We start from the raw sequence: 25,932 nt of genomic DNA, 5'->3' as shown, positions 1-25,932 counted from the left end.
GCCAAACGTCGCGCCAGCATGCGCCGAGGCAAAGCTAAACCGGCGGGTGGGCACACAAAACAGCTTTCTCCAGCGCAGAAAACACAAGTTGAACCCGAAAAAATGAGTGATATCGAACAACAAGATGAAACAGAAGGCCCAGCCTTGCACTGGGGCGGAGAATATCCGCCAGCGATAATTTTATTGGCGGGCGAATATTACGGCCCATTTCGCGATGTCTTGCAACAGGGTTTGCAAGCGCAAGGCTTTCTGGACATTGCATTCAGTGATGAAGTAGTACGGGAGGAATCTTGTCACTTGGTGTGCGAGTTTGATGGGCATGTGATCCGCGTCTTGGGCCTGAATGAAGATGCGGATGGCGAAGCCGTACAAAACGCCTTGAATGCGGCGAATTGTACGCGCGAAGACAAGGCGCGTATGCGCGCCCACCGCAGCCACTTTTTTTGTCAATATCTGGATGGCAACCCCGATGTCAGCGCGCAACTGATGGCGCTTTGCCAGGTGGCGCTGGCGTTGGAAAAAACGGGCGCATTCGCTTTATTGGACATGGAAGCCTGGAGTTGCAATCCATTATTGATTGTGCGGCAACTGCTGCAACTGGAAAGCGCGGAGCAGATCATCGCCAATCCGCCGGTGGAATTGTGGGGCGGCTTTGTCAAATTCTTTGTCGATGAAAACAATATCTGGTTTTGCTCCAAAGCCTATCACCGCTGGGGCGTGCCGGATTTCGCCTGGTTTGGGCAAATGCCGCAAGCGCAAGAAGCATACGATCTGTTCCGCGCCCTGTTTTCCTATGTGCGGGAACACGGCGCCCAGCTGAAGGTGGGCGATACCGCGCAATTCGGCGACAATCTGCTGCTGCGCTTTGGCGCAATCGACCCGGAAAACGAGTTTTTGCAAGGGGGCGGAGAAACCTTGGTCATCGAACGGCTCAACCCCGCCGCCTTTCATTAATGTCTGATTGCCAAGCCGGGTTTGATCCCGCACAATGATTGCATAATCGGGCAGCGCCGCCAGGGCGCGGAAAAGCGAGGCGAGATGGCATCATCCGACAGCCGCATACCCGCACAGATGCAGGCCAATCTGGCCCGCATCCGTGAGGAGTTTATCGATCAGGTCTGGAGATTACTGGCCCTGATCGCGGCTTTTGCCGTGCCATTATCGCTCTTGCGTGCGGTCGGCACCGGCTGGTTGCCGGTATATGCTTTGCATATCTTGCTGGGCAGCGCGGTGTGGGCTGTCACCTTCAATTTAAGCCGCTTGAGCTGGGACGGAAAAGTGCATCTGGCCGCCGGCTTGCTTGCCGCCACCGGCTTCTCCAGTATTCTGACTTTCGGCGCCGCCGCGCCCGGCTTTTGGTGGCTGGCGCTGAGTTGCCTCATCGTTTCCACCCGTCACTCGCGCCGCGTTACCCTGATTTATTGCGGCGTGTGCGCAGTGCTCCTTTTAACACTCGCGTTTTTACATATCAGCGGCTGGATCCAGCTCGACCCGCGCCTGTATTACTTCATGGGCCAGCCCGGGGCCTGGGCGGCGATTCTGGTGGTGGTGTTTTTTTTCACCGGCATTTTCCTGTTATGGAACCACGCTTACGCGCGGGCGCTGGAAACTGCGATGCAAATGCAAATGGAGCAATTGAAGCAGGCCAGGGACATAGCGGAAGCCGCCAGCCAGGCCAAAAGCGAATTCGTGGCGAATATGAGTCATGAAATCCGCACCCCCATGAACGCCGTGCTGGGGATGACGCATTTGCTGGGGCAGACGCCGCTTAATCACGAACAGAAAAACTACCTCGATATGATCAGCTCGTCCGGCCAGGCGCTGCTGGCGATCATCAATGATATTTTGGACTTTTCCAAAATCGAGGCGGGCCGCATGGAATTGCACGAAGCCCCGTTTGTGCTGGAAGAAGTGCTGGACGGGGTGGCCGGCATCATGCATGCGGCGGCTGACAAAGAACTTGAACTGGTGATCTGCGTGGCCCCCGACACCCCGCAATATATTCTGGGCGACGCGTTGCGCTTGCGCCAGATTTTGCTGAATCTGGTCGGCAATGCGCTCAAATTCACCAAGCAGGGGAGGGTGTCCTTGCATGTTGGCGCGCAATTTGAGCATGTCTCCAGTTTTATTTTAAATTGTGCAGTGAGCGACACCGGCATCGGCATGAACGAGCAGCAAAGGGAACGCTTGTTCAATGCCTTTTCCCAGGCTGACACATCCATCACGCGGCAGTTTGGCGGCACCGGCCTGGGGCTGGTGATCTGTCAGCGCCTCTGTCACATGATGGGCGGGGCGATTCAGGTGCAAAGCGAAGCGGGGCGCGGCAGCACGTTTTCATTTCAGGTGCGCATGCAAATCGACCCCGGCGCACCGGAGTTTGCGCCCCCGCAGACGGCGTGGCCGCATTTGCTGGCCTGGATTGAGCAAGACGCCAGCCGCCAGGCTTTGCAGCTGGCGGCGCAGCGTCTGCAGATCCCTCTGGAGTGCGCCCACGATCAGGCCGATTTACTGCACCGCTGCCGGCAGGTCGCATCCGGCCCGCTCTGCGTATTGCTTGACAGCCAGGCCGGGGCCGCAGCCCTGCAGCAGTGCATGCAGCAACTGCAGGAATGCGCCGCAAGCGCGCAGAGCGGCGCACCGCGCCTGCTGTTGCTGGCTTCCTCGCGTGAGCGGCAGCAGGCCCCGCGCACCTTGTCAGCCCTGCCTTTTGTGCTCAAACCCTGTCTGCCGCACACCCTGGCGCAAGGGATTGTCCAGGCCATGCAAAGCAGTCCCTCCCTGGCCCAGCGCAAAAGCGCCGCCGGCTATCCCTCCCTCAAAGGCGTGCGCATTTTGCTGGTGGAAGATAATCACTTAAACCAGTTGGTGGCGTGCAAAGTGTTAAGGCAGGCCGGGGCCGAAGTGGATGTGGCGGAAAATGGCGAATTGGCCATACAGGCTTTGCGCAAAGACAGCGCGCATTACGCCATGGTCTTGATGGATGTGCAAATGCCGGTGATGGACGGATTTACCGCCACCGGCAAACTGCGCAATGAACTGGGGTTGCGATTGCCGGTGCTGGCCATGAGCGCCGGGGTGATGGATGAAGAGCGCGCGCATTGCCTGCAAGCCGGCATGGATGACTTCATCGCCAAACCTATCGATGTGCAGCAAATGTTTGGCGTCATCGCCGCACACCTGCCGGCGCAGATGCTGGCGGATGCGGCGGCGCAGAGCGGGCCGCCATCCAGCGCAGCGCCGGCGGCATTGCACAACGATGCGCCGTCACCCGCAGCGCAGGACGGGCCGGAGCCAAACCAGGCAGACAAGCATGACGACAGCGCGCCGCCTGATGCTGTGGCCCCGCTTGAGCTTGCAGAAGTCAGGCAAGACCGCAGTGAATTTGATTTGGGTGACTTGCTGGCCTGGAACGCGAATGATGCGGAATATATGCGGATGTTATGTGAGTTGGTGCAAAAAATGTGCGTGCGCGGACCGCGCGACTTGCAACAGGCTTTGCATGAATGGGAAAACGGGGAGATAAAGACGGCTGCCCGCCTGTTGCACAGCTTGCGCGGGGCGATAGGCTCATTGGGCGCGCGCAGTTTTATCGATGATTCCCTGCAATTGGAGCAAGATATTCTGGCGCAGCAAGAGGAGATGCAGATCCGCGCCGGCTTCGAGCGCGCCGGCTTGCACATGATGCAAACCGTGCATGCGGCGCAAGCCTGGCTGGACGGCATACATGGGGCCGGCAAACCCGACTGAATCAGAAGGAATAAGCAAGAAAATATTGGGAGAAATGGCGCCCTGCACTATGATGGGTAAAGTAAAAACTTGACGTACAGCATCAAATTTGACAAACGCCAGGGAAAGGAAGACACTTTTGTGAACCCGTGACACACGGCGCGCCGCGATTGGCGGCATGCCTGTCACATCAGCAGAGGGACAGAGAGCGTGCAGCCGGCGCGCATCAAACCTGCTGATGCAAGGGGCGGCAAAGCGCGGAACGGGTGTTTTGGCCCGGCTCTTGCAATACTCGTGTGTCTGGCCTTTGCAGGCCGCCGCGCAAGCGGCGCAAAACAGGGAGGAATGCGAATCAAGGGTGGTGCGCCGCCGGAATCACAGCAACGGGCGCGACATCCCCTGCAACAACAGCTTTTCGTTGGACAGTCATAGTGTTTTGTGGAGAATTTCATGAACGATACTAGCAACGAGGCAAGCGCAGGCGGCAAGCTTGCAAATGCGCAGGAAAAACCGGGGAAAGCAAAAAAGGTGCTGTTGACCAGCGTTTCCTCAGACGCCCACACATGGAACCTGGTGTATATGCAGCTGCTGCTCGAACAGAGCGGACACGAGGTGGTCAACCTCGGGGCCTGCGTGCCGGATGAAATGATCGAGCAGGAATGTCTGAAAGGCTTGACCGCCGGCACAGACGGTTCCGCGCCCACTGAAACCCCCTACGATTATCTGATCGTCTCCAGCGTGAACGGCCATGGCAGCATCGATGGCGAGCGGCTGATGAAGCGCTTGCGCAGCAATCCGCTGTTGCAAACGCTGCCGGCGGTGATCGGCGGCAAGCTCACCACCGCCGCCGGGCATGATCTGGCGGTGGAAAGCCAGAAGCTGGTGGCGGCCGGCTTTGATGCGGTCAGCGACGACTCCAGCAAGTGCGGCGCCTTCAGCGATCGTGTGAAATTGGCGCTGGCCGGCAAAGCCAGCGCTTCTTTCGATGAAGTCTTGCAAGTCTTCCAGGGCGCCTTGCCGGCCCCGGCCAAATCAGCCTGAGGAGCGCATATGAATTTCGTCAAATTTATCCAGAACGCGCGCAAAGCCGATTTTCTGGTGGTGCAGCCGCGCATGGGCTTCACCCATTTGCGCGCCATGCAACAGGGACTGGCGGCGGTGAAGGCCGCCGGACATGATCCCGAATCGCCGTTCGGCGGGCGCATTCCCACCATCGGCACCATTACCCTCGACAGCTACACCCGGGTGCGCGATGACGCTTCGGCGCGCCGTGCGCTGGACGAAGGGCGCACCCTGAATGGCTTCCCGATCTGCGCCCACGGGGCCGACGCCACCGGCGCCATGCTGTACGCGATTCAGGATGAAACCTTTCCGATCCAGGTGCGGCACGGCTGCCCGACGCCGGAAGATATTTTCAAAGTCTTGATTCAAGCCGGCATCGACGCCACCGAAGGCGGCCCGGCATCCTACTGCCTGCCATACAGCCGCACCCCGCTGAAAACCGCGATTGCCTCCTGGCGCGCCTGCAGCGAGATGCTGGGCGAGGAAGCTGCGCGTGACGGCGGCCATGTGATCCACCTGGAAAGCTTCGGCGGTTGCATGCTGGGCCAGTTGTGCCCGCCCGAATTGCTGGTGGCGATCAGCGTGCTCGAATGCATTTTCTTCCAGACCTATGGCGTCAAGAGCGTCTCGATGAGTTATGCGCAGGGCACCAGCATGGCGCAGGATATCGCCGCACTGGCGGCCATGCGCCGTCTGGCGCATGAGTATCTGACGGTGGATTGGCATGTCGTGCTGTACACCTATATGGGCGTGTTCCCGCTCACCGTGCAGGGGGCGACTGACCTGTTGAGCGAATCGGTGTTTTTAGCGCGCGCCAAGGTCAATGTCGCCGCGCCGGGACAGGAAGAAAAACTGGAGCGTTGCGCCGACCGCATCATCGTCAAAACCCCGGCGGAAGCGCACCGCATTCCGACCATTGCCGAAAACATGGCTTCGCTCACGCATGCGCACAACTATTCGCGTGAATTGATGCGCAATCCGCGCGCGCTGCCGACGCCCTTTGATGACGATCTGTACACCCAGGCCAAACGCGTGATTGAAAGCGTGCTGGCGGAAGCTGGCGCGGCGGAGGGACATGGCAATTATCCGCATCTGGATCTGGCGTTTGACAAAGCCTTCAAGAAAGGCCTGCTGGATGTGCCGTTCTGTCTGCATATCGACAATGCCAAAAAATCGCGCGCCTACATCGACAAAGGCGGCGCTTTGCGCTGGCTGAATGTGGGCAATATGGCGCTCGAAATCCGCAATCCGGGCGCACACCCGGATCAGCTCGGGCCGGAAGAATTCCGCGCCATGCTGGCCCAGGTGCAAGCGCATTACGATGACAAGTATTTCAAAAACAACACTGCGCGTATGGTGGATGGCGCCAATCCGGCTTTGCTGGGCATCTCCACCAGCGAAGCGCCGCAAGGTGAGAATCAAAACGATGAAGTGGTGCCTGCTTAACTGAAATCTGTCAATGATCTGTTCGGAAAAGGAGTGAGCTATGACAACGAATCTCCCCGTGTTGAACGCGGAAAATGAATTCAAAATTGCGATCATCGGGATGGGGCCGCGCGGTTTGTCGGTGTTGGAACATTTTGTGCACAGCTGCATCAAGCAGGCGCCAAAGCGCAAAATCCGCATCTTGTGTATCGACAGCCATGAAGTGGGTGTGGGACGGATTTGGCGCACGGACCAGGCTGATCACTTCATGATGAACACGCTGACCGGGCAAGTCACGATGTACTCCTTCGGCCCGGATGGCGGCCCGGCGCGCGCCGGCAATGGCCCTTCGCTGTATGAATGGATGCGCGATCAATCCAAAATCGATCCGAATATCCCCGAAGCCGGCCCGGACGACTACGCGCCGCGCGTGGTGTATGGGCATTATCTGAAATCGGTGTATCAATCGATTCTCGATAATCTGCCGCAGAATGTCGCGGTTGAATCCATCGTCGGCACAGTGATTGCGGTGCACAAAGAAGATGGCGCGCACAGCCTGCATCTGGCCGATGGCGGCGGCTCGCGCTCAGTGCATAAAGTCATTCTCACCACCGGCCATCCGCAACATGAGCCGAAGGGGGCGAAAAAACAATTCATGCGCTTTGCCCAGCAAAATCCGGGCTTGATCTTTGTCGCCGGCGATTCCGCCGCCTGTATGCCGCTGGATGAAATTCCGAGCGAGGGACAGGCGGCGATGATCGGCCAGGGGCTGGGCTTCTTCGACGCTTTGCTGTCGCTGACAGTCGGGCGCGGCGGGCATTTTGAAACCGTGGGCGATAAGCTGGTGTATAAGCCCAGCGGGCGTGAACCGAAGATTGTGTCCGGCTCGCGCAGCGGCTGTCCGATTTTTGCACGCGGTAAAAATTTCAAAAAACCGGGCCAGAGTTTCAAAGCGCTGTTCATGAATGAGCGCTCGCTGCAATCGGCGCGCATCCGCGCCCGCCGTGAGCGCGACACCGAACAACTCGACTTCAACCGCGATGTGTTCCCGCTCTTGCATGCGGAAATGGAGCATATCTATCTGAAGATTGAAGTGCGTCACCGCCAGGGGCCGGAAAAAGAAGCCGAGTTTTCCGCTGAATATCAGCAGCGCTTTTTGGAAGGCAGCACACGCGACGCCACCTTCCTGGCCAAGTACAGCTTATCCGACGTGACCCCGTTTGATATGTATAAACTGGCGCGTCCCTTTGCCGGCATGGAGTTTCTCGACAACGCGACCTATCAGACCGCCTTGCGCAAAGTGATGCTGGACGATATCGCCGCCGCCAAACGCGGCAATGTCGATGGCCCCTTGAAAGCCGCGCTGGACGTGCTGCGCGATGTGCGCGACACCATCCGTCATGCGGTGGACTTTGGCGGTTTGGAGCCGCGCTCGCATCGCGATCATTTCCTTGGCGCCTTTGTGCCCGCCGCCACTTCGCTGTCTTCCGGCCCGCCGCTGATGCGCCTGGAGCAGGCAGTGGCCTTGATGGATGCCGGTATTTTGGAAATCGCCGGCCCCGAAGCGAATTTCGCCTGCGATAAGCGCGAAGGCAAGTTCCGCGTTTCTTCACCGCGCGTGCGCAACACCTTCTGGCTGGCTGAAACCGTGATCGACACCCGGGTGCCGACCACCAATCTGCAAAGCGACAGCTCGGCCCTCACGCAAGCCATGCTGGCCAACCGCTTCATTGATGAATACACCAATGGCGACGGGATGGATCACTGTTTTGAAGTCGGCGGCTTAGCCGTGACCGAAGCGCCGTTCTATGTGATTGATGGCAATGGCGAACCGAATCACGATTGCTACGCGCTGGGTTTGCCAACAGAGCATACGCGCTGGTTCCAGCAGGTCGGCAGCGGCACGCCGAACACGGTATCGCGTTTCTCCAAAGATGCCGCATCGATTTCCGATGACATCTATAAGACCGTGATCGAATTGGAGCAATGATGAAAACCGCTGGCGCAAATCTTGCCGCCAGCGCCGCATTTCGCGCCGCCCGGGACTTCCTGTTGCAAACAGGAGACCCGGTTGCGGCGCATGCCGGTTTTCGCTGGCCCGAATTGCATCAATTCAATTGGGCGCGAGATTGGTTTGATGTGGTGGCGGCGGAACATGGGGACCGTTGCGCGCTGGTGGTGTGCGCGCCGGATGGCGATGTGGAAGCTGATTTCGCCAGCTTGGCGCGGCGCTCAGATCAGCTTGCCGCCTGGATGCAACAGCAAGGCATGCAGCGTGGCGAACGCGTGCTGGTGTTGATGCGCAACAGTATCGCTTTATATGAGGTGCTGTTGGCGGGCATTAAACTCGGTCTGGTCTTGATTCCATCCTATGTCACCATCAGTGCAGCTGAATGCGCCGATCGGGTGCAGCGCGGCGGGATCAAACACTTGATTGCCGAGGCTGCTTTACTGGAACGTCTGGCGCAATTGCCGCCGCTGCATTGCCGTATTGTGGCGCAGGGAACAGCGCCAGGCTGGCTCAGTCTGGATGACAGCCGGCACGCCCCCTTTACTTACGATCCGGGTGAGCCGACCCTGGCGCATGATTTATTGTTCGGCTATTTCACATCGGGCACCACATCATTGCCGAAACTGGCCTTGCACACGCACACCAGCTACCCGGTCGGGCATTTGTCCGGCATGTATTGGAATGGCGTCACACCCGGCAGCGTGCATCTGAATGTATCCAATCCCGGGTGGGCCAAGCATGCCTGGAGTTCGTTTTTTGTGCCGTGGAATGCGCAATCCACGATTGTGGTGCTGGATGCGGCAGAGATCCGGCCGCAATTCATTCTGGATGTGTTGCAGCGCAGGGCAGTCAACAGTTGCTGCGCTCCGACCACAGTCTGGCGCATGTTGCAACAGCATGGTATGGGCGCGCGCCCTGCCGCCTTGCGCCAATTGAATTCTGCCGGCGAACCCTTGCAGCCGGTGCTATTTGACGCCATCAAACAAGCCTGGGGCTTGGAAGTGCGCGATGGCTATGGCCAATCGGAAGCGACTTGCCTGGTCGGCAATGCGCCCGGCCTGCCCATCAAAATCGGCGCCATGGGTTTGCCCATGCCGGGTTACCAGGTGGTGTTATTGGATCAAAGCGGTGCGCTGGTGGCGGGCGAGGGGGAAGGCGAAGTCTGCCTCGACTTGCGCCAGGGCAAGCCCTGTGGCTTGATGCATGGCTATGATGAGCAAACCACAAATAAGCGAGGGGTGGTTGACGGCGCGTTTTACCATACCGGCGATTTTGCCAAACGCGACGCCGACGGTTATATCACCTTCATTGGCCGGATTGATGATGTGTTCAAGTCGTTTGACTATCGCATCTCGCCGTTTGAACTGGAGCGTGTGATGCTGGCGCATCCTGCAATTGTCGAGCTGGCGATTGTGCCATCCCCGGATCCGCTCGGCTTGGTGGTGCCGAAAGCCTTTATCTGCACCCATCCCGACTGGTACCCCGGCGAGGAAACCGCGCTCGATATTGCACGCTGGATGTGTGAGCATTTACCGCCGGAATTCCGCATTCGCCGCATTTGTTTTGTCGAAACCCTGCCCAAGACAGCTTCAGGCAAAGTGCGGCGGGCTGAATTGCGCGACAAAGAAGGCAAACGAGGTCTGCCGATTGCCGCGCTGGACGATGAATATCTGGTGGATGAGTTGTTGGCGCAGAATTGATGCACCGCCACAGGCGGTGCGTGCTTTTATTCCGCGTCAGCTTGTTTGGATGGATGCGCCGCCTCGAAGGCTGGCAATTCCAGACAGGCTTGATTAATCCGCAGAATGGTCGGCAGCGCGCTCAAATCGACATTGAAGCGCTGCGCATTGAAGACTTGCGGCACAAGGCAGCAGTCCGCCATGCCCGGCGTGTCGCCATGGCAGAAGCGGCCTGTGGCCTCGCTGCGCGCGAGCTGCGCTTCGAGTGCGCCCAGCCCCACTTCGCACCAGTGCCGGTACCAGGCGTTTTTCTGCTCTTCCGTGACCTGAAATTCACCGCTCAGATAGCGCAGAATGCGCAAATTATTCAGCGGATGGATGTCGCAGGCAATCGACAGACTCAGGGCGCGCACGCGCGCACGGCCAAGCGCATCAGCCGGCAACAAGGCCGGCTGCGGACAGGTTTCATCCAGATATTCGATGATGGCCAGCGATTGGGTCAGCATTTGACCGGCATCTTCCAGCGCCGGCACCAAGCCTTCCGGATTGATGGCGCGGTATGCCGGCTGCAATTGCATGCCGCCATCTTTCAGCAGGTGAATCGGGATCATCTCCGGCTGCAAGCCCTTGAGATTGAGCGCAATGCGCACACGGTAGGCGGCGGAGCTGCGGAAATAGGTGTACAGCTTCATGCGTTTCCTCCTTATTGAGCTGCCGGCGGGCATAGACGCGCGCGCAGCCAGGCTGAAATATGATCGAGTTCCTCATCGATCACGGTATGTTCCATTGGATAAGCGCGCCACTCCACGCGGTAGCCCAGCGCAGCCAGCAGGTCGCGGCTTTGCTCGGCGCGCCGGATCGGCACAACCGGATCCTGCTTGCCGTGCATCAGCATGAGCGGGGTTTTGGCGTTCGCCGCATGGCGCTCATTGGCCAGCGTATGGCCCAGCGGCAAATAACCTGACAGGCCGAGCAAGCCGGCTAAGCGGTGCGGAAAGCGCAAACCGGTTTGCAGCGTCATCGCGCAACCCTGGCTGAAACCGGCCAGCACGATGCGTTCATAGGGAATGCCGCGCGCATGTTCGCGCGCAATCAATTTGGCGATTGCCGCTTCAGATTTGCGCAAGCCGGCTTCATCCTCGCGCTGCGCCAAATCGCCATCGCGGATGTCATACCAGGCCGGCATCACATAACCATTATTGATCGTCACCGGCATCGCTGGCGCATGCGGGAAGATAAAACGGATGTCCGGACAGCCGTCCAGATCGAGTTGCGGCACGATGGGCGAAAAACCATGGCCGGAATCGCCCAGGCCATGCAACCAGATCACTGCCGCCTGCGGTTTCGGCCCGGTTTCGCGTTGCACCGCATCCAATAATTTTTCCGTCATGCCACGCACCTCATTGCTGTTGTTGTTGGACAGCCGCCGGGCGCTGCGCCGATTTGGGGCGGAAGGCGGCGCATACTTCGGGCCGGGTTTCGGCATATGGCCCGCCGATCAGATCAATGCAATACGGCACAGCAGCGAAAATGCCCGGCACGCGGGTCTTGCCCTGCTCATCGCGCAAGCCTTCCAGCGTTTCTTTGATGGCTTTGGGCTGGCCCGGCAAATTCAAAATCAGGGCGGCATGGCCTTCGATTTCTCGCAACACGCCCACCTGGCGCGACAAAATCGCCGTCGGCACAAAGGCCAGGCTGATTTGGCGCATTTGTTCGCCAAAGCCCGGCATCTCGCGTGTGGCCACCGCCAGCGTGGCTTCCGGCGTCACATCGCGCCGCGCCGGGCCGGTGCCGCCGGTGGTCAACACCAGGTCACAGCGCGCCACATCGACTAATTCGCACAGGGCGGCTTCAATTTGCGCACGCTCATCGGCAATCAGCCGCGTCACGCATGCAAAGGGAGAAATCAGCGCAGTGCGCAACCAGTCTTGCAAGGCCGGAATGCCCTGATCCTGATATACGCCGCTGCTGGCGCGGTCGGAAATCGAAACCAGGCCGATTTTCAAAGCGCGTTCAGGACTCGTCATCTTCATCCCCGGACGCTTCATCGGCTTCCTGGGCGGCGGCGGCGCCGGCAATACGGGTCGCGCTGGCAGTGCCCAGATCTTTCAAAATCTGGAAAATTTCGCGGTAAGCCTTGGGCGGTTTGTTTTGTTCCTGCTCGCGTCGCGCATTGCGGATTAAGGTGCGCAGATGCTGGGCGTCGAGTTCAGGGTGGCGCGCCAGCAATTCGGTCAGCGCGTTATCGTCCGCCAGCAGGCGTTCGCGTTTGCGTTCGGTGGCGTGCAAGAGCGCGGTTTCCGCGCGCGAACCGCCTTTGAAGCTCTCCAGCATGCGCTGGATTTGCGCCACTTCCTCTTCAGTCAGGCTGCGCATTTTTTTGCCAACGTACTGCAGCTGGCGGCGGCGGCCTTCATGATCGCGGATGGTTTGGCAGGCCAGGATGGCTTCGCGCACATCTTCCGGCATCGGGACTTTACGCACCCGGTCTTTGGAGAGCGCAATTAATTCTTCGCCCAGTTTTTGCAACGCAGTCATTTCGCGTTTTAATTGGGACTTTGAGGGCCGGTCGTACTCCTGCTCGAATTCATTCGATTGGAAGCCGCACGAGCCGCGATTTGGATTTGGCATAATGTGAAAGCACGCAAGTATCAACGACTGCTATCATAACCCTTTTAAGCCTCTTTCCGAAGACCGACAGAATGATCCCAGATTCCTCAGTTAACCGCTTTTTGGCTTCGACAACCAAATGATTTTGTTAAAATGTTCATCAAATTGCATCGCCTCTCGTTTGGTGAGAGCGCTACAGACGCGATTACTTGTTTCCCGGCCCCCTGGCGTTGTTGCGCCTCCTAGCAGAATGCAGTCTGCGTCGTCGTCGCGCCTAGCCAGGAGTCCGGTAAACTGCGTACTCACATCTGTCCAACTAAGGAATCCAGGATGAAGCATTCCGCGTTTACCTATACCCAGGCGCAGTTTCAGGACTATGCCGAACAAATTTTGCGTCATGCACAGCAGCAAGGCTGCTCTGACGCCACCGTCGATGTCTCTGAGGGCAGTGGCCTGTCGGTCTCGGTGCGGCGCGGCAAAGTCGAGACCATCGAGCAAAACCGCGATAAAGGGATTGCCGTTTCGGTGTATATGGGTTTGCGGCGCGGCAACGCCAGCACATCCGATTTTTCCCCTGCTTCATTGCGCGCCACGGTCGAGGCGGCCTGCAATATTGCGCGCTTTACGGCTGAGGATGCGTGCGCCGGCTTGCCGGATGTGGACATGCTGGAGCGTCAGCCGCAGGATTTGAAAATGTTTTATCACTGGCCGATTGATGCGCAAGAGGCGCTGGCGTTGGCGAAGCGCGCCGAAGATGCGGCGTTTGCCGTGGATAAGCGCGTCACCAATAGCGAAGGCAGTGCGGTTTCGGTGCAGCATTCGCAATTTTTCATGATGAATTCACGCGGTTTCGCCGGCGGTTATCCCTACTCCCGCCATTCTTTATCAGTCTGCCCGATCACCGGTCGCGGCAGTCATATGCAGCGTGATTACTGGTATAGCTCGCAACGCGATCCGCGTAAATTGGCTGAGCCGGAAGCGGTCGGGCGTTATGCCGCTGAACGTGCTTTGTCGCGTTTGCATGCGCGCCGTCTGAAGACCGGTCAGTATCCGGTTTTATATGAAGCACCGTTGGCGGTTGGTTTGCTGGGCGCCTTTGTGCAGGCGGTTTCAGGCAGTTCGCTGTATCGCCAATCTTCTTTCCTGCTCGACAGCCTGGGACGGCAAGTGTTTCCCTCGCATATCAGTATTCTGGAAGAGCCGCACATCAAAGGCGGCATGGGCTCGGCCCCGTTTGATGAGGAAGGCGTGCGCACAGTGCGCCGTGAGGTGGTCAGCAAGGGCGTGGTGCAGGGTTATTTTCTGTCCACCTATTCCGCGCGCAAGCTGGGCATGGTCAGCACCGGGAACGCCGGCGGCTCGCACAATCTGCGCCTGCGCTCCTCGCGCACCCGCAAAACCGATGATTTCAACGCCATGCTGCAAAAGCTCGGCACCGGCTTGCTGGTGACGGATTTGATGGGGCAGGGCGTGAATTATGTGACCGGCGATTATTCGCGCGGCGCCGCCGGTTTTTGGGTCGAAAACGGCGTGATTGCCTACCCGGTCGAGGAAATCACAATTGCCGGCAATATGCGTGACATGTTCCAGCAAATTGTGGCGGTGGGCGCGGATGAAATGCAGCGCGGGGCCAAAACCTGCGGTTCGATTTTGATCGAAAACATGGTGGTGGCAGGCAATTGAATTTGGCCAAAAGCAGGATACAATCTGCGACGGCTGTAACACTATGCTGCATTTGTTACGCATATTTTCAGGCTTGATCAACGGAGAGGGCCGCATTGCAGGCCGCTCCATCAGATAGAGGAGTCATTATGGAACGTCGTTCCTTCATCACCCAGGCTGCGGTGGCCGGCGCTGCCGCCACTGTCGCTGCGCCTGCAATTGCGCAATCCGCCCCCAGCGTCAAATGGCGTCTTGCCTCCAGCTTCCCGAAATCGCTGGATACGATTTATGGCGCGGCGGAAGTGTTCGCCAAGCGCGTCGCCCAACTGACCGGCGGCAAATTTGAGATCCGCGTCTTCGCCGGCGGCGAGATTGTGCCGGGTCTGCAAGTGATGGATGCGGTGCAGGCGGGCACCGTCGAAATGGGACATACGGCGCCTTACTACTACTTCGGCAAAGACCCGACTTTCGCATTTGACTGCGCAGTTCCGTTCGGCCTCACTTCGCGCCAGCAAACGGCCTGGTTTGATCAGGGCGGCGGGCGTGAATTGCTGCGTGAGTTTTACAAAGCGTATGGCATCATCAATCTGATGGGCGGCAATACCGGGGTGCAGATGGGCGGCTGGTTCCGCAAAGAAATCCACTCGGTGGACGATATGAAGGGTTTGAAAATGCGTATCGGCGGTTTCGCCGGGCGCGTCATGTCCAAGCTGGGGCTGGTGCCGCAGCAGATCGCCGGCGGCGATATTTATCCGGCGCTGGAAAAAGGCACCATCGACGCAGCGGAATGGGTCGGCCCGTATGACGATGAAAAGCTGGGCTTTTACAAAGTTGCGCCCTTCTACTATTCGCCAGGCTGGTGGGAAGCCGGCCCGCAGCTGTCCTTCTACATCGGCCAGAAAGAATGGGACAAGTTGCCCAAGGAATACCAGGCCGCGCTGGAAGTCGCCAGCTATGAGGCGCATGTGAATATGCAAGCCGAATACGACGCTAAAAACCCGGCTGCGCTGGCGCGTCTGTTGAAAAACGGCGTCAAGCTGCGCGCCTTCTCGAAAGACATCATGGACGCCTGCGCCAAAGCCGCGCATGAGGTGATGGAAGAAGAAGCCGCGAAAAACGCCAAGTTCAAAAAGATCTACGAACCATGGAAGCGCTTCCGCAACGACCAGAACCAATGGGCGCAAGTGGCGGAACATCCGATGCAGGAATATCTGATCAAGATGGGCCGTAAATAAGCGCCAAGTGGCAAGAATAAAAAACCGCAGCCTTGCAAGCTGCGGTTTTTTTATCAGCCGGATTTTTACAGCATCCAGCAACTTGGCGACGGCGGTGCGCCAAAGCCGCCATCGCCGCCGGTATGGCCCGTAATCTGCTCCCCGGTATGACAAGGCCGGGCCGGACCACGCGCTGTGATGGATTTCAACAGGCCAGCATCCAGCCCGCGCCGCGCCATTGCTTCAGTGCAGCAGTGAAACGGGCGTGGCGCACTGCTTACAGATTCAAACCGATCACCACGGGATCATGGTCAGAGGCGCGGTACGGCGTCGCGCTGTACAGATCCTGGGTGCGGAACTCGGTGTTGTAGTCGATCACACTCGGCTCATCGGCGTTGATATGCCATTCTGTCACGCCGGTGACTTTGGGCGAGAGTGAAGCGGTGCTCAGCGCATGATCCAGATAGCCGCTGGCGCCGTCGAACACATACGAGTAAGGCATACCGCGCGGGCGCACATAACGTTCGATTTCCGACACCAGCCCAGCGCTGCGCATCGTGCGGATCGGATCTTCCATGCCATACGCATTCATATCGCCGATCACCAGCACATCATTGCTGCCGGCGGCCGCTTGCACTTGCGGCAAAAAGCTGTTGACCAGGCGCTGCGCCTGTTGCACGCGCAAAGCATTCCAGCAACCTTGGCCATCGCGCTGATCATCATTCGCGCTGCCATCACCCGGGCAGGAACCCTTGGACTTCAGATGGTTGACCACCAGCGAGAATTTTTTACCCGTGCTGGTGCGGAAGGTTTGCGCCAGCGTCGGACGGCTGTTGATCGGGTCGCTATCCGTCAGCGAGACCCCGACCAGGGACAGCTTGGCCGGTTTATAAATCATCGCCACACGGATCGCATCATCTCCGGTTTGCGCCGCCGCCGGCACATAGGCGTAAGTGCCGGCGGCGGTGGCGGCATTCAAGGCATCCACCAGCGTGGCGATAGCGATATCGCCATTGTTTTGCATTTCCATCAGGCCGATCACATCCGCGTTCACCGCTTTCATGGCTTGCACGATCTTGGCGCGCTGGCGTTTGAATTCATTCAGGTCGCTGGCGCCACGGCAATTGCTCTTGCTGACCGTGCCGCCCATGCTGCAGCCCTGACCGGTCTTGCCGTCAAACGTCGTGCCATCAGCGAAAGTGGTGAAGTAGTTCAGCACATTAAAGCTGGCGACTTTGATATTGCCGCCGACGGTTTTCGGTGTGCTGCTGCGCGGATTGGCGCGCGAAAACACCGGCTTGATCACCGCTTGCAATTTGTAGCCGCTCGGGCCGGGCGAGCTGGAGGAAAGCAGACCGAAATCGACCACCCCGGTCAGGCTGCTCACGGTATCGCCGGCGCGCACCGTGTTGTCTTGCCCGATGAAGGGAATCGGATTCGGATTTTGCGTGGACAGACCGTCATCCAACACAATCGAACTGGCGGCGTTTTTGGCGGCCATCGCCAGCGCGCTCGATGAGCCGGGAGCATAACGGTTGGTCGGAACTTCCAGCCGGCCTGCCGACAAGGTCAGTTGACCATAGCGCCCCAGGAAATAGTTTTGCGCCACGGTGAGGCGGTTGGCAAAGCGCACCAGCATGCCTTCGTAACGCTCCATATCATTCGGGTTTGACAAGGGCAGGCTGATACTGGCCGGGGTCACGCTAAAACCACTGCCCAGGGTTTCCAGCTTGCTTACGCTGGAGAGCTGGGTGATGGGGCGGGCGCTGTCGCCGGCGACGAATTCCGCCACAGTGCCGGTGACGCGCACTTTTTGCCCTGCGGCGATAGTGTTGGCGGTGCTGCCGGTGTACACAAAAATGCCGTCCGAAGTGGCGGCGTTGCCATCGCCCAGGGTGTCTTGCATGTAAAAACCATTGGCCAGCTTCAGCGTCACCACGCCTTCGGTGGTTTGCACCGTGCCCAGCAACGGGCTGGTGGCGCCGCTGCCCTGGATTTGCGGGATCTTGCTCGTGATTGCGGCGACGCTTTGCAGATTCAGCGAAGCCGGACTCGCGCTGCGCGTGAGCAGCTTCACGGCGCCGCTGTGATCAGCCAAGACCTGCTTGAGCGCTTCATCAGACGCGGCCAAGCCGGGCGTGCAGAATGCGGATAAAACAGCAAAGCTGACGCTCAGCAGAGTCAGATGACTGGAGGGTTGTTGTGGGCGCACACGCAGGGCGTGGGCGGGCATTGAAATAGAGGTTGATAGGTTTTTCATTGCGTGTTTCCTGTTTTTTTAAGAATAAGCGGGGGTTTTGCTTGCAAACCAGGCAAGCGATTGATGTCAAGGTCAGGAGATTGGAAGCGGGGGTGTTTGCCGGTGTTCTTGTTGTTTGAGCTTGCGCGGCAATTTGATCAGTCTGACAAGACCGGGCGAAAGTATAGCGCGGAAATATGCCAAAAAAGACTTTTTTGCGATTAATTCATTGTGATTTCATCCACTATTCTGAAATTTATATTCGTGCAGGATTGTACCAATCATACTGATTTGTATATATGAAGCCAGTCAGAAAAACGCACCTTCCCGCTAAGATGCGCGTGATTGCGGGCTGGAAATTGTGCAGCAGCTGGGCGCAACATGATCTGCAAACAATGGCGGATTCACTCCGCTTTTCTCCTCTTTTGGATCAAGGGCGCAGCCCGCAAAAATCTGCCAGGCTTTCTGTCCCCCATTACAATATGCGCCATCAGCTGCCAAGGAAGGCTGCAAAGAAGGCGGGCGGCCTGCCGAATTTTCTGTCATGCTGCGGGGCTAAGCAGCTGTTCAGGCTCATCTGTCGAATATGTCACCAAGGAAAATATGCCTGCTAAAAATCTGTTTGCATCGTCCCTGCTATGCTGTGTTTGCCTGCTGCCATTGAGCAGCACAGCGAACGATGTGCAGCCTGAGCGCGATAGCCAATCTGCTGTGCAGGCGCTTAAGTTCACGCCTGCGCAGCTCAAAGCTGACCTCCAAAGCCTGCGCGCGCATATCGATGCCATTCATCCGGACATCAGCCACTCGGCCTCCCCGGCCCAATTGGAACAGGCTTACGCTGAAATTGCTGCCAGTCTGACTGAAGCGCTGACTGCCAAGGAGTTCTGGCTCAGGATGGCCAGGCTCAATCCCCTGTTCAATGATGGACATTGGTCGGTGAATTTGCCGGAAACGGAACACGATCTGCAAAAGTTCATCGACAATATTGGCGGTGGTTTTCCATTTGAAGTGCATGTCAAACCCGATGGCGAGCTGACTGTGCTGGCGCTGGCTGGCGGGGGCGCGACTGCATGGCGTGGCGCACGCATTGAAGCGATTAATGGCGTGGTTGCGCCATTGCTCAGCCGTCAATTGCTGGCCTTGCGCCACGGCGACACCCCAATGAACAGAGCCAATTTGCTGGGGCCGTCTTTCCAACTGTATTACGCCAGCTTATTTGGCTCGCCGGCTGAATTTACGCTGCGCTTAAAGCAAAACGATAAGTTGACTGAGTTGACTTTGCCGGCCAGCAAACAGGCTGCGCGGCTTGGCCGGGATACGGGTAAAGAGATCGCTGACTTTTTCAGCTATCAGGCGCTGGATGCGCAGACTGCCTATTTGAAACTGGGCTCGTTCAGCCTGCCGGATGAGCCGGCGGTGGGGGTGTTTACCAAACAAGCCTTCACACAGATGAAAGCCTCTGGCGCGACCAGGCTGATTATTGACGTGCGGGAAAACCGTGGCGGGAATGATTCAGTCTGGCTTGAGCATGTCATGCCCTACCTGGCAGACCAGCCATTCCGGGCGGGGTCTCACTCGAAAAAGAAAGTGATCGCCAGCCGCGCCACGCCCGCCGAGCCGGCAGGTCAGGTGATTGACGGGCAAATCAACACATGGCATCAGCCACAGCTGGCAAACCCGCTCCGTTTCAAGGGGAAAGTCGTGCTGTTGATTGGCCGCCGCACCTATTCATCGGCGGTGCAATTTGCGAATGTGATGCAGGATTTTGGCTTTGCCACGCTGGCGGGGGAAGCGGCTTATGTGCGTTCGCGTTCTACCGGGGGGATTCAGTATGTGACGCTGCCGCACAGCAAGTTATTCATCGTCATACCAAGGTTTTGGGTGGCGCGGCCACAAGGCGGTTTTAGCGAACAGCTGTTAAGCCCGGATTGGCTGATGCAAGATGATGTGAGCGCGCCGGATAGCCTGGTGCAGGCTGTTGTCAGGCGAATGCAACAGCAATCGAAGCTGTAGCGCAGGGCGGCGCCATGGCGGAAATAAAAAAGCCGGCTTGCGCAGCCGGCTTTTTTTACAGCATCAAGCCGCTTGTTGACGGCGGCGGCGCACAAATGCCGCCATCGCCACCAGACCGCCGGCCAGCATGGCCCATTCGCTGGCTTCCGGTACGCTGGAAACGGCGATGATTTGGTTGTCAAACACCACATGCGATACCGCCATGCCCGGTTGGCCCAGGTTGAAGGTCAGCAGGCTGCCGGATGCGGCGTCAGCCTGACCCAGCACGCTGGCGCCATCCGCGCCATAGATCGAGAACGCAAATGCGCTGCCAATGCCATTCGGATTGCGCAGCATGTCGCCGTCAAAATCCAGGTTGAAGCTGAAACGGCCACCCAGCTGCACTGCCTGGAACACGTCGTTGTAAGACTGGCTGTTGGCGAAATTCAAGGAAGCCGGCAAAGCGCCCGACACATCGCCGCTGTTTTGCGCGCCGATGGCATCCAGCACGCCCTGGAAGCGGCTCACGCGCGCTGTGCCGCTGGCGGCATCCAATGCGCCCGGATTGAATTGGAAATCGAAAAAGCCCAGGCCGGAGAGGGCGCTGGTATCGACTTCAACATGCCAGGTTTCGGCTTGCGCCGCGCCAAAAGCCGCCAACAGGGAAAGACCCAATAAAGTTTTACGCAACATCATGATTCCTTTCAATACATTGTTCAGTCACCGGCGCGGCGGCGTGAGCCAGCCGCGCCATTCGCATCAGTTGAAGCTGCCGGAGTAGATCTTCACGCTGTAGTTGATCGCAACCTTGTTCGGGTTGCTGAAGGACAGCGGCACGCTCACAGCCTGACCTGCGCTGATCGCTTGATTCAAGGTGATGTAGGGCACGCCATTGCGCAGACCGGTGGCGTTTTTCAGGGTGACGCCGGCCGGCAGGCCGCTCAGTTCCACTTGCAGCGGGCCGTTGACAGCCGCATTCGCGCGCAGCGTCAGCGAACCGTTAAAGGTTTGCGTGCTGCGATTGAACACCAGACCGCTGGCGAAAGTGGTGAAGCTGGCGCTGGCGTCCACATACGGCGCTTGCAGATTCAAACCGATCACCACCGGATCATGGTCAGCCGCGCGGTACGGCGTGGCGCTGTAGAAGTCCTGGTTGCGGAACTCGGTGTTGTAGTCGATCACGGTCGGCTCGTCGGCATTGATGTGCCATTCGGTCACGCCGGTGACTTTCGGCGAGAGCGAGGCGGTGGACAGGGCGTGATCCAGATAGCCGCTGTAACCATCGAACACGAAGGAGTAAGGCGCGCCGTGCGGACGCACATGACGTTCGATTTCCGACACCAGGCCGGCGTTCATCATGGTGCGGATCGGGTCTTCCATGCCATACGCGTTCATGTCGCCAATCACCAGCACATCGTTGTCGCCGGCGGCCGCCTGCACTTGCGGAATGAAGCTGTTGACCAGACGTTGCGCTTGTTGTACGCGCAGCGCATTCCAGCAACCTTGACCGTCGCGCTGATCATCATTCGCGCTGCCGTCGCCCGGGCAGGAACTCTTCGATTTCAGATGGTTGACCACCAGCGAGAATTTCTTGCCATTGCTGGCGCGGAAGGTTTGCGCCAGGGTCGGACGGTTGTTGATCGCATCAGTATCGGACAGCGATGCGCCGGCCAGCGACAGCTTGGCCGGTTTATAGATCATCGCCACGCGAATCGCGTCGTCACCGGTTTGCGCCGGCGCCGGCACATAGGCGTAAGTGCCCGGTGCGGTGGCGGCGTTCAATGCATCCACCAGGGTGGCGATGGCGACATCGCCATTGTTTTGCATTTCCATCAGACCGGCTGCGTCAGCGTCAACGGCTTTGATCGCTTGCACGATCTTGGCGCGCTGACGGTTGAATTCATTCAAGTTGCTGGCGCCACGGCAATTGCTCTTATTCACCACGCCGCCCATGCTGCAGCCTTGGCCGGTCTTGCCGTCAAACGTCGTGCCGTCAGCGAAGGTGGTGAAGTAGTTCAGCACATTGAAGCTGGCCACTTTGATATTGCCGCCAACAGATTCCGGCGCGTTGCTGCGCGGATTGTCACGCGAAAACACCGGGGTCACAACCGGCTGCAGCTTGTAGCCGGTCGGGCCGGTGGCGCTGGAGGTGATCAGGCCGAAGTCAACCACGCCGGTCAGATCGCTCACGGTGTCGCCAGCGCGCACGGTGTTGTCCTGGCCGATGAAGGGAATCGGGTTCGGGTTTTGGGTGGACAGACCGTCATCCAGCACAATCCAGCTGGCGGCGTTTTGCGTGGCCATGGCTTGCGCTTCCGGCGAGCCGGCGGGGTAACGGTTGGTCGGGATTTCCAGGCGGCCAGCGGACAGCGTCAGCTGACCATAGCGGCCCAGGAAATAGTTTTGCGCCACGGTCAGGCGGTTGGCAAAGCGCACCAGCATGCCTTCGTAACGTTCCATCTCATTGGCGTGCGACAGCGGCAGGCTGAGATTGGCCGGCGTCACGTTAAAGCCATTGCCCAGGGTTTCCAGCTTGGTCACGCTGGCGAGCTGGGTGATGGGGCGGGCGGCGTCGCCGGCGGTGAATTCCGCCACCGTGCCGGTGACGCGCACTTTTTGCCCGGCGGCGATGGTGTTGGCGGTGCTGCCGGTGTACACAAAAATGCCGTCCGAAGTGGTGGGGTCGCCATCGCCCTGGGCGTCTTGCATGTAGAAGCCGGTGGCCAGCTTCAGGGTCACCACGCCTTCAGTGGTTTGCACCGTGCCCACCAGCGGGCTGGTCGCGCCATTGCCCTGGATTTGCGGAATGCTGCGCGTCACTGCGGACGGGCTTTGCACATTTACCGTGATGGTGCAGCTGGCGCTTTGGTTTTGATCGTTGTTGAAGGTGACTTGCACCGGATAGGCGCCAGTGGCCAGACCTGCGGCCACATTCAGCGTCACATTCGCGGCGGCGCCATTCGCGGCGGCCGGGCTGAAGCCGCTCAAGCTGATGCCGGATTGGGGATTGCCCAGTGCGGCTTGATTGACCATGCCGTCAGCGTCGCTGGCGGACAAAGCTACGCTGCCGCCGGCGTTATTCGCCACGTCCAGGCTGGACGGGCATTGCGGCACGATAGGCTGATTCGCCGGCGTCGCCTGGCACTGCTTGAAAGCGCTCGCGGTATTGCGCGGATTCGGTGCGCCGACGATGAAGTCTGCGCCATTATTGTCGCTGTCATTACAACCATCATTCGCGCGCGCAATCGATTGCGTGCTTGACGGAGAAGCAGCGACCGCAGTTTCAAACGAAGTTGCCGTACCGAAGCCGACCAGATCCATCACGGCGGCGGCAGTCGGGCCGCTCACAGCGGTGCTGATATTGGCCAACACCACTTTGCCGGAGGTGGCGGACATGGCGATGCTGCCCACTTTGTCCGGGGTCGGCAGATTTTGCGTGCCGCCGGCGCCGGCAGCTTGTTGCACCAGCAGGTATTGGCCTGGTTGCAGGGTGACATTCGGCAGAGTCGTGACTTGCCAGGAAGTGCCGGTGGCGGAGGCGTATTGCACGCTCCAGCCGTTCAGGGAAACCGCGCTTGCGCTGCGGTTGAACAGTTCGATGAAATCGTTTTTGTAGGTGGCGCCGGTGTTGCCGCCGCCGCCATAGATCTGGCTGATCACCACATCAGACGCTGCAAAGCCAGGGGTGGCGAAAGCTGACAGGACAGCAAAGCTGGCTGCGAGCAAAGTCATACGGCCTGGGGCTTGGTGGCCGCGCACGCGCTGGCCTTGGGCGCGCGTCGGGACAGATGCTACGGGGCTATTCATCGAGTGTTTCCTGTTTTAAAAAGTAAGCGGGAGTCTTGCTTGCAAACCGGGCAAGCGATTGCTGTCAATGTCAGGAGATTGGAACCGGGAAGGGTTGCCTGTATTTTTGTTACTTCTGATGCTGCACGGCAATTTTTATCAGTCTGACAAGACCGGGCGCAATTATAGTGCGGAAATATGTCAAAAAAAAGACTTTTTTGGCATCAATTTCTTACAATCCCGGCGAAAATGCTGGAACTGATCTAAGCGCAAAAATATTCCTGTCATAAAGATATGAATATATGATAACCGGATTGCGAAAAAAACAAAATACCTTGAAAATCGGCGTGACAAGGGAAAGAGGGCGATTTGACGGCTTTCCATCAGGCAATTTTGTAACTGAGAAATGCCTTTTGGGTACTCTGAATTTAATGCTGATGGTTGTTTTTAAGCGTGACAAAACGTAATCTGCAGAAGCAGGGATTTTTCTGTCAATCAATGTTGTAGAGTGAAATCCCTAGGGGCTGGCGTGCAGTACAGTTTGCGTGTGGATTGCAATCAGCCGAGCAGTTTGCTCAGGCTTTCCATTGCCGACATTAAACTGACCAAACCATTATTGAGCTGCTCCAGGCTGTCATCATCCATTTGCAGCAAAGCCTGACTCAACAAGCCGCGCGCTTGCAGCGGTGAGTTTTGCAGCAAGGTTTGCGCGCTTTCGGATAGTTGCAGGCGAACCACGCGCTGATCGCTTTCTTCACGCATTTTATTGATCAGACCACGCTTTTCCAGGCCGTCGATCAAATTGCTGGCGGTGGATTGGTGTATCGCCAGTTTTTGCGCCAAATCGCCGACCCGCATGCCCGGTTCCTGTTGCAGTTCCTGCAAGACGTTGAGTTGCGCGCCGGTGACGCCGCAGCGCTTTTCAACCCAGGCGGACCAGGCGGCGTTGGCGCGCATGATGCTGCGCAGATTGCGCATTGCGCTGCTGCTGACTTGGCTTTGCGCCTGATTTGCGCTCATTTGAATCTCTCCCCATATGCCTGCGTATCGTGACAGTGCGCAGACGCGCCGGACGTTGCTATGTGCGGTATTTGGTGTGCCGGCCCTGTGTGGGCAGGATTGTATCATTGAGAAAAGGCTTGGCCTTGAAGCATTTCTGCAAATATAATCGATCCTGCTTTCCCGCTTTCTGATGGCGCTTTCGCTGTCACAATGCGCTCAGGGTGACACACAGATGCTGGGGTGATGTCACCCTTTTTTCTTCCGTCACAGATTACTGCGCCATAGCAATCTGCACCCTTCCGTCTGTATAAAATTGGCAAAAAGTCAGTAATTACGCTGAATAATAAAAAAAGACGGGCCGGACTTGCAACGCCCCTTTTCTTTTATCCGGCAAAGAGTACACTGGCAGAAGTTCAGGCAGTCTTGTCACCGACCTCTGTGGGAGTTGCACTGATGAATCCAGATCATATGCCAGTTTGCAAAGTTGCCGCGATGCATGTGGCGCCGGTGTTTCTCGATAAGAACGCCACTACCCAGAAAGCGCTGGCTTTGATCGAAGAGGCGGCCCGCAACGGCGCGCAATTAATCGCTTTTCCCGAATCTTTCATTCCCGCCTTCCCGGTCTGGGCCGGCTTGTGGGCGCCGATCCACAATCACGATTTATTTGCCCGCATGGTGGCGCACAGTCTGGAGACGCCAGGCCCGGAAATCGCCTTGATCGCGGCCGCCGCGCGCCGTTATCAAGTCTTTATTTCAATCGGCATCAGCGAAAAAAATCCGGTTTCCTCCGGCGGCATCTGGAATAGCAATCTTTTGATCAGCGACGAAGGCCGCTTGCTCTCGCACCATCGCAAATTAATGCCGACCTTTTATGAAAAACTGGTCTGGGCTCCCGGCGATGGGGCCGGCTTGCAAGTCGCCGCCACCCGTTTGGGACGGATAGGCATGCTGATATGCGGTGAAAACACCAATCCGCTGGCGCGTTATGCTTTGCTGGCGCAGGGGGAGCAAATTCATATCGCCACCTGGCCCAGCGTATGGCCGACCAAGACGCCGGGCGAAAACGGCAATTATGACAATCTGGCGGCCAACCGCATCCGCCTGGCGGCGCATGCGTTTGAAGGCAAGTTGTTCGGCATCAGTTGCGCCGGTTTTATGGACAAGGCGATGCGCGATTTTCTGGTGCAGCGCGACCCGGCCGTGGCGGCGATTTTAGACCATACGCCGCAGGCGGCTTCGATGTTTGTCGATCCGACCGGCGCGCAGATTGGCGATTGCCTGCAAAAAGAAGAGGGCATTGCATATTGCACCATGGATTTGCAACAGTGCGTTGAGCCTAAGCAATTGCATGATGTGGTTGGTTATTACAACCGGTTTGATATTTTTGATGTGCGGGTGGACCGCTCGCGCAAAAAACCCATTACCTGGCTGGAGGATAACCCTCCGGTCTGGCCCGATCTTGGCGCCGGCGATGCCACTTCCGGCTCCAACAGCTAGCGCAATGCTGGCGTCCCTGTGGCGTGC

The 25,932-nt window shown here is 58.2% G+C and carries 18 protein-coding genes; 10 read left to right on the top strand and 8 right to left on the bottom strand.

Annotated elements, in window-relative coordinates:
- The first annotated feature begins 102 nt into the window (after positions 1-102).
- The 6 genes from V8J88_RS15805 to V8J88_RS15780 all read left to right on the top strand — a co-directional run bounded on the left by V8J88_RS15805 (position 103) and on the right by V8J88_RS15780 (position 9,924).
- Positions 103-954, top strand: a complete 852-nt coding sequence (locus tag V8J88_RS15805; RefSeq protein ID WP_338845157.1) for a hypothetical protein — start codon at positions 103-105, stop codon at positions 952-954.
- 84 nt (positions 955-1,038) lie between these two features.
- Positions 1,039-3,747 carry an ATP-binding protein gene (locus V8J88_RS15800; RefSeq protein ID WP_338845156.1) on the top strand — a complete coding sequence of 903 codons (2,709 nt, stop codon included), beginning with the start codon at positions 1,039-1,041 and terminating at the stop codon, positions 3,745-3,747.
- A 429-nt stretch (positions 3,748-4,176) separates the two neighbouring features.
- Entirely contained in the window at positions 4,177-4,767 is a 591-nt protein-coding gene (locus V8J88_RS15795; RefSeq protein ID WP_338845155.1) for a hypothetical protein, read from the top strand.
- Between the two features lie 9 nt (positions 4,768-4,776).
- Positions 4,777-6,234: a hypothetical protein gene (locus V8J88_RS15790; protein WP_338845154.1), complete on the top strand. Its 1,458-nt coding sequence runs from the start codon at positions 4,777-4,779 to the stop codon at positions 6,232-6,234.
- Between the two features lie 40 nt (positions 6,235-6,274).
- A complete protein-coding gene (locus V8J88_RS15785) occupies positions 6,275-8,203 on the top strand; it encodes an FAD/NAD(P)-binding protein (protein ID WP_338845153.1) in 1,929 nt (642 codons plus the stop codon).
- The gene (locus V8J88_RS15780; protein WP_338845152.1) at positions 8,200-9,924 is read left to right on the top strand and encodes an AMP-binding protein; all 1,725 of its coding nucleotides are present in this window, start codon (positions 8,200-8,202) and stop codon (positions 9,922-9,924) included. Before V8J88_RS15785 ends, V8J88_RS15780 begins: the two co-directional genes overlap by 4 nt.
- Before the next feature lie 26 nt (positions 9,925-9,950).
- On the opposite strand, the gene maiA is transcribed toward V8J88_RS15780, so the two are convergent.
- From maiA to yjgA, 4 genes are read right to left on the bottom strand one after another with little or no spacing between them, the layout of a single operon-like run.
- Positions 9,951-10,595, bottom strand: coding sequence for a maleylacetoacetate isomerase (gene maiA, locus V8J88_RS15775; RefSeq protein ID WP_338845151.1), 645 nt, complete (start codon positions 10,593-10,595; stop codon positions 9,951-9,953).
- Between the two features lie 11 nt (positions 10,596-10,606).
- Positions 10,607-11,293, bottom strand: a complete 687-nt coding sequence (locus V8J88_RS15770; RefSeq protein WP_338845150.1) for a dienelactone hydrolase family protein — start codon at positions 11,291-11,293, stop codon at positions 10,607-10,609.
- 10 nt (positions 11,294-11,303) lie between these two features.
- A complete protein-coding gene (gene mog / locus V8J88_RS15765) occupies positions 11,304-11,930 on the bottom strand; it encodes a molybdopterin adenylyltransferase (protein WP_338845149.1) in 627 nt (208 codons plus the stop codon).
- Positions 11,917-12,534, bottom strand: a complete 618-nt coding sequence (yjgA, locus tag V8J88_RS15760; protein ID WP_338845148.1) for a ribosome biogenesis factor YjgA — start codon at positions 12,532-12,534, stop codon at positions 11,917-11,919. Before yjgA ends, mog begins: the two co-directional genes overlap by 14 nt.
- A gap of 309 nt (positions 12,535-12,843) precedes the next feature.
- On the opposite strand from yjgA, the gene pmbA reads away from it, so the two are divergent.
- Complete coding sequence (gene pmbA, locus V8J88_RS15755; protein WP_338845147.1) at positions 12,844-14,196, top strand: metalloprotease PmbA; 1,353 nt, start codon at positions 12,844-12,846, stop codon at positions 14,194-14,196.
- A 128-nt stretch (positions 14,197-14,324) separates the two neighbouring features.
- A complete protein-coding gene (locus V8J88_RS15750; protein WP_338845146.1) occupies positions 14,325-15,410 on the top strand; it encodes a TRAP transporter substrate-binding protein in 1,086 nt (361 codons plus the stop codon).
- A gap of 256 nt (positions 15,411-15,666) precedes the next feature.
- On the opposite strand, the gene V8J88_RS15745 is transcribed toward V8J88_RS15750, so the two are convergent.
- Positions 15,667-17,649 (bottom strand): ExeM/NucH family extracellular endonuclease, encoded by a 1,983-nt coding sequence (locus V8J88_RS15745; RefSeq protein ID WP_338845145.1) that lies wholly within the window; start codon positions 17,647-17,649, stop codon positions 15,667-15,669.
- 582 nt (positions 17,650-18,231) lie between these two features.
- Here V8J88_RS15745 and V8J88_RS15740 point away from each other — a divergent pair.
- Positions 18,232-19,641 carry a S41 family peptidase gene (locus V8J88_RS15740; RefSeq protein ID WP_338845144.1) on the top strand — a complete coding sequence of 470 codons (1,410 nt, stop codon included), beginning with the start codon at positions 18,232-18,234 and terminating at the stop codon, positions 19,639-19,641.
- A 63-nt stretch (positions 19,642-19,704) separates the two neighbouring features.
- On the opposite strand, the gene V8J88_RS15735 is transcribed toward V8J88_RS15740, so the two are convergent.
- The 3 genes from V8J88_RS15735 to V8J88_RS15725 form a co-directional block, all read right to left on the bottom strand.
- A complete protein-coding gene (locus tag V8J88_RS15735) occupies positions 19,705-20,316 on the bottom strand; it encodes an NF038129 family PEP-CTERM protein (RefSeq protein ID WP_338845143.1) in 612 nt (203 codons plus the stop codon).
- A 63-nt stretch (positions 20,317-20,379) separates the two neighbouring features.
- Positions 20,380-23,427: an ExeM/NucH family extracellular endonuclease gene (locus V8J88_RS15730; RefSeq protein WP_338845142.1), complete on the bottom strand. Its 3,048-nt coding sequence runs from the start codon at positions 23,425-23,427 to the stop codon at positions 20,380-20,382.
- A gap of 537 nt (positions 23,428-23,964) precedes the next feature.
- The gene (locus tag V8J88_RS15725) at positions 23,965-24,426 is read right to left on the bottom strand and encodes a MarR family transcriptional regulator (RefSeq protein ID WP_338845141.1); all 462 of its coding nucleotides are present in this window, start codon (positions 24,424-24,426) and stop codon (positions 23,965-23,967) included.
- A 435-nt stretch (positions 24,427-24,861) separates the two neighbouring features.
- Between V8J88_RS15725 and V8J88_RS15720 the strand changes: the two genes are divergently transcribed.
- Complete coding sequence (locus tag V8J88_RS15720; RefSeq protein WP_338845140.1) at positions 24,862-25,905, top strand: carbon-nitrogen hydrolase family protein; 1,044 nt, start codon at positions 24,862-24,864, stop codon at positions 25,903-25,905.
- Positions 25,906-25,932: the final 27 nt, after the last annotated feature.

This window comes from Massilia sp. W12 (genome assembly GCF_037300705.1).
Taxonomy (GTDB): Bacteria; Pseudomonadota; Gammaproteobacteria; order Burkholderiales; family Burkholderiaceae_D; genus JACPVY01.
Note: the sequence above shows the minus strand (reverse complement) of the source record. Positions and strands in the feature narration are given on the sequence as shown.

Coding starts and splice junctions, on each gene's coding strand:
- V8J88_RS15805 (WP_338845157.1), top strand. CDS start 103: ATGAGTGATATCGAACAACAAGATGAAACAGAAGGCCCAGCCTTGCAC.
- V8J88_RS15800 (WP_338845156.1), top strand. CDS start 1,039: ATGGCATCATCCGACAGCCGCATACCCGCACAGATGCAGGCCAATCTG.
- V8J88_RS15795 (WP_338845155.1), top strand. CDS start 4,177: ATGAACGATACTAGCAACGAGGCAAGCGCAGGCGGCAAGCTTGCAAAT.
- V8J88_RS15790 (WP_338845154.1), top strand. CDS start 4,777: ATGAATTTCGTCAAATTTATCCAGAACGCGCGCAAAGCCGATTTTCTG.
- V8J88_RS15785 (WP_338845153.1), top strand. CDS start 6,275: ATGACAACGAATCTCCCCGTGTTGAACGCGGAAAATGAATTCAAAATT.
- V8J88_RS15780 (WP_338845152.1), top strand. CDS start 8,200: ATGATGAAAACCGCTGGCGCAAATCTTGCCGCCAGCGCCGCATTTCGC.
- maiA (WP_338845151.1), bottom strand. CDS start 10,595: ATGAAGCTGTACACCTATTTCCGCAGCTCCGCCGCCTACCGTGTGCGC.
- V8J88_RS15770 (WP_338845150.1), bottom strand. CDS start 11,293: ATGACGGAAAAATTATTGGATGCGGTGCAACGCGAAACCGGGCCGAAA.
- mog (WP_338845149.1), bottom strand. CDS start 11,930: ATGACGAGTCCTGAACGCGCTTTGAAAATCGGCCTGGTTTCGATTTCC.
- yjgA (WP_338845148.1), bottom strand. CDS start 12,534: ATGCCAAATCCAAATCGCGGCTCGTGCGGCTTCCAATCGAATGAATTC.
- pmbA (WP_338845147.1), top strand. CDS start 12,844: ATGAAGCATTCCGCGTTTACCTATACCCAGGCGCAGTTTCAGGACTAT.
- V8J88_RS15750 (WP_338845146.1), top strand. CDS start 14,325: ATGGAACGTCGTTCCTTCATCACCCAGGCTGCGGTGGCCGGCGCTGCC.
- V8J88_RS15745 (WP_338845145.1), bottom strand. CDS start 17,649: ATGAAAAACCTATCAACCTCTATTTCAATGCCCGCCCACGCCCTGCGT.
- V8J88_RS15740 (WP_338845144.1), top strand. CDS start 18,232: ATGCCTGCTAAAAATCTGTTTGCATCGTCCCTGCTATGCTGTGTTTGC.
- V8J88_RS15735 (WP_338845143.1), bottom strand. CDS start 20,316: ATGATGTTGCGTAAAACTTTATTGGGTCTTTCCCTGTTGGCGGCTTTT.
- V8J88_RS15730 (WP_338845142.1), bottom strand. CDS start 23,427: ATGAATAGCCCCGTAGCATCTGTCCCGACGCGCGCCCAAGGCCAGCGC.
- V8J88_RS15725 (WP_338845141.1), bottom strand. CDS start 24,426: ATGAGCGCAAATCAGGCGCAAAGCCAAGTCAGCAGCAGCGCAATGCGC.
- V8J88_RS15720 (WP_338845140.1), top strand. CDS start 24,862: ATGAATCCAGATCATATGCCAGTTTGCAAAGTTGCCGCGATGCATGTG.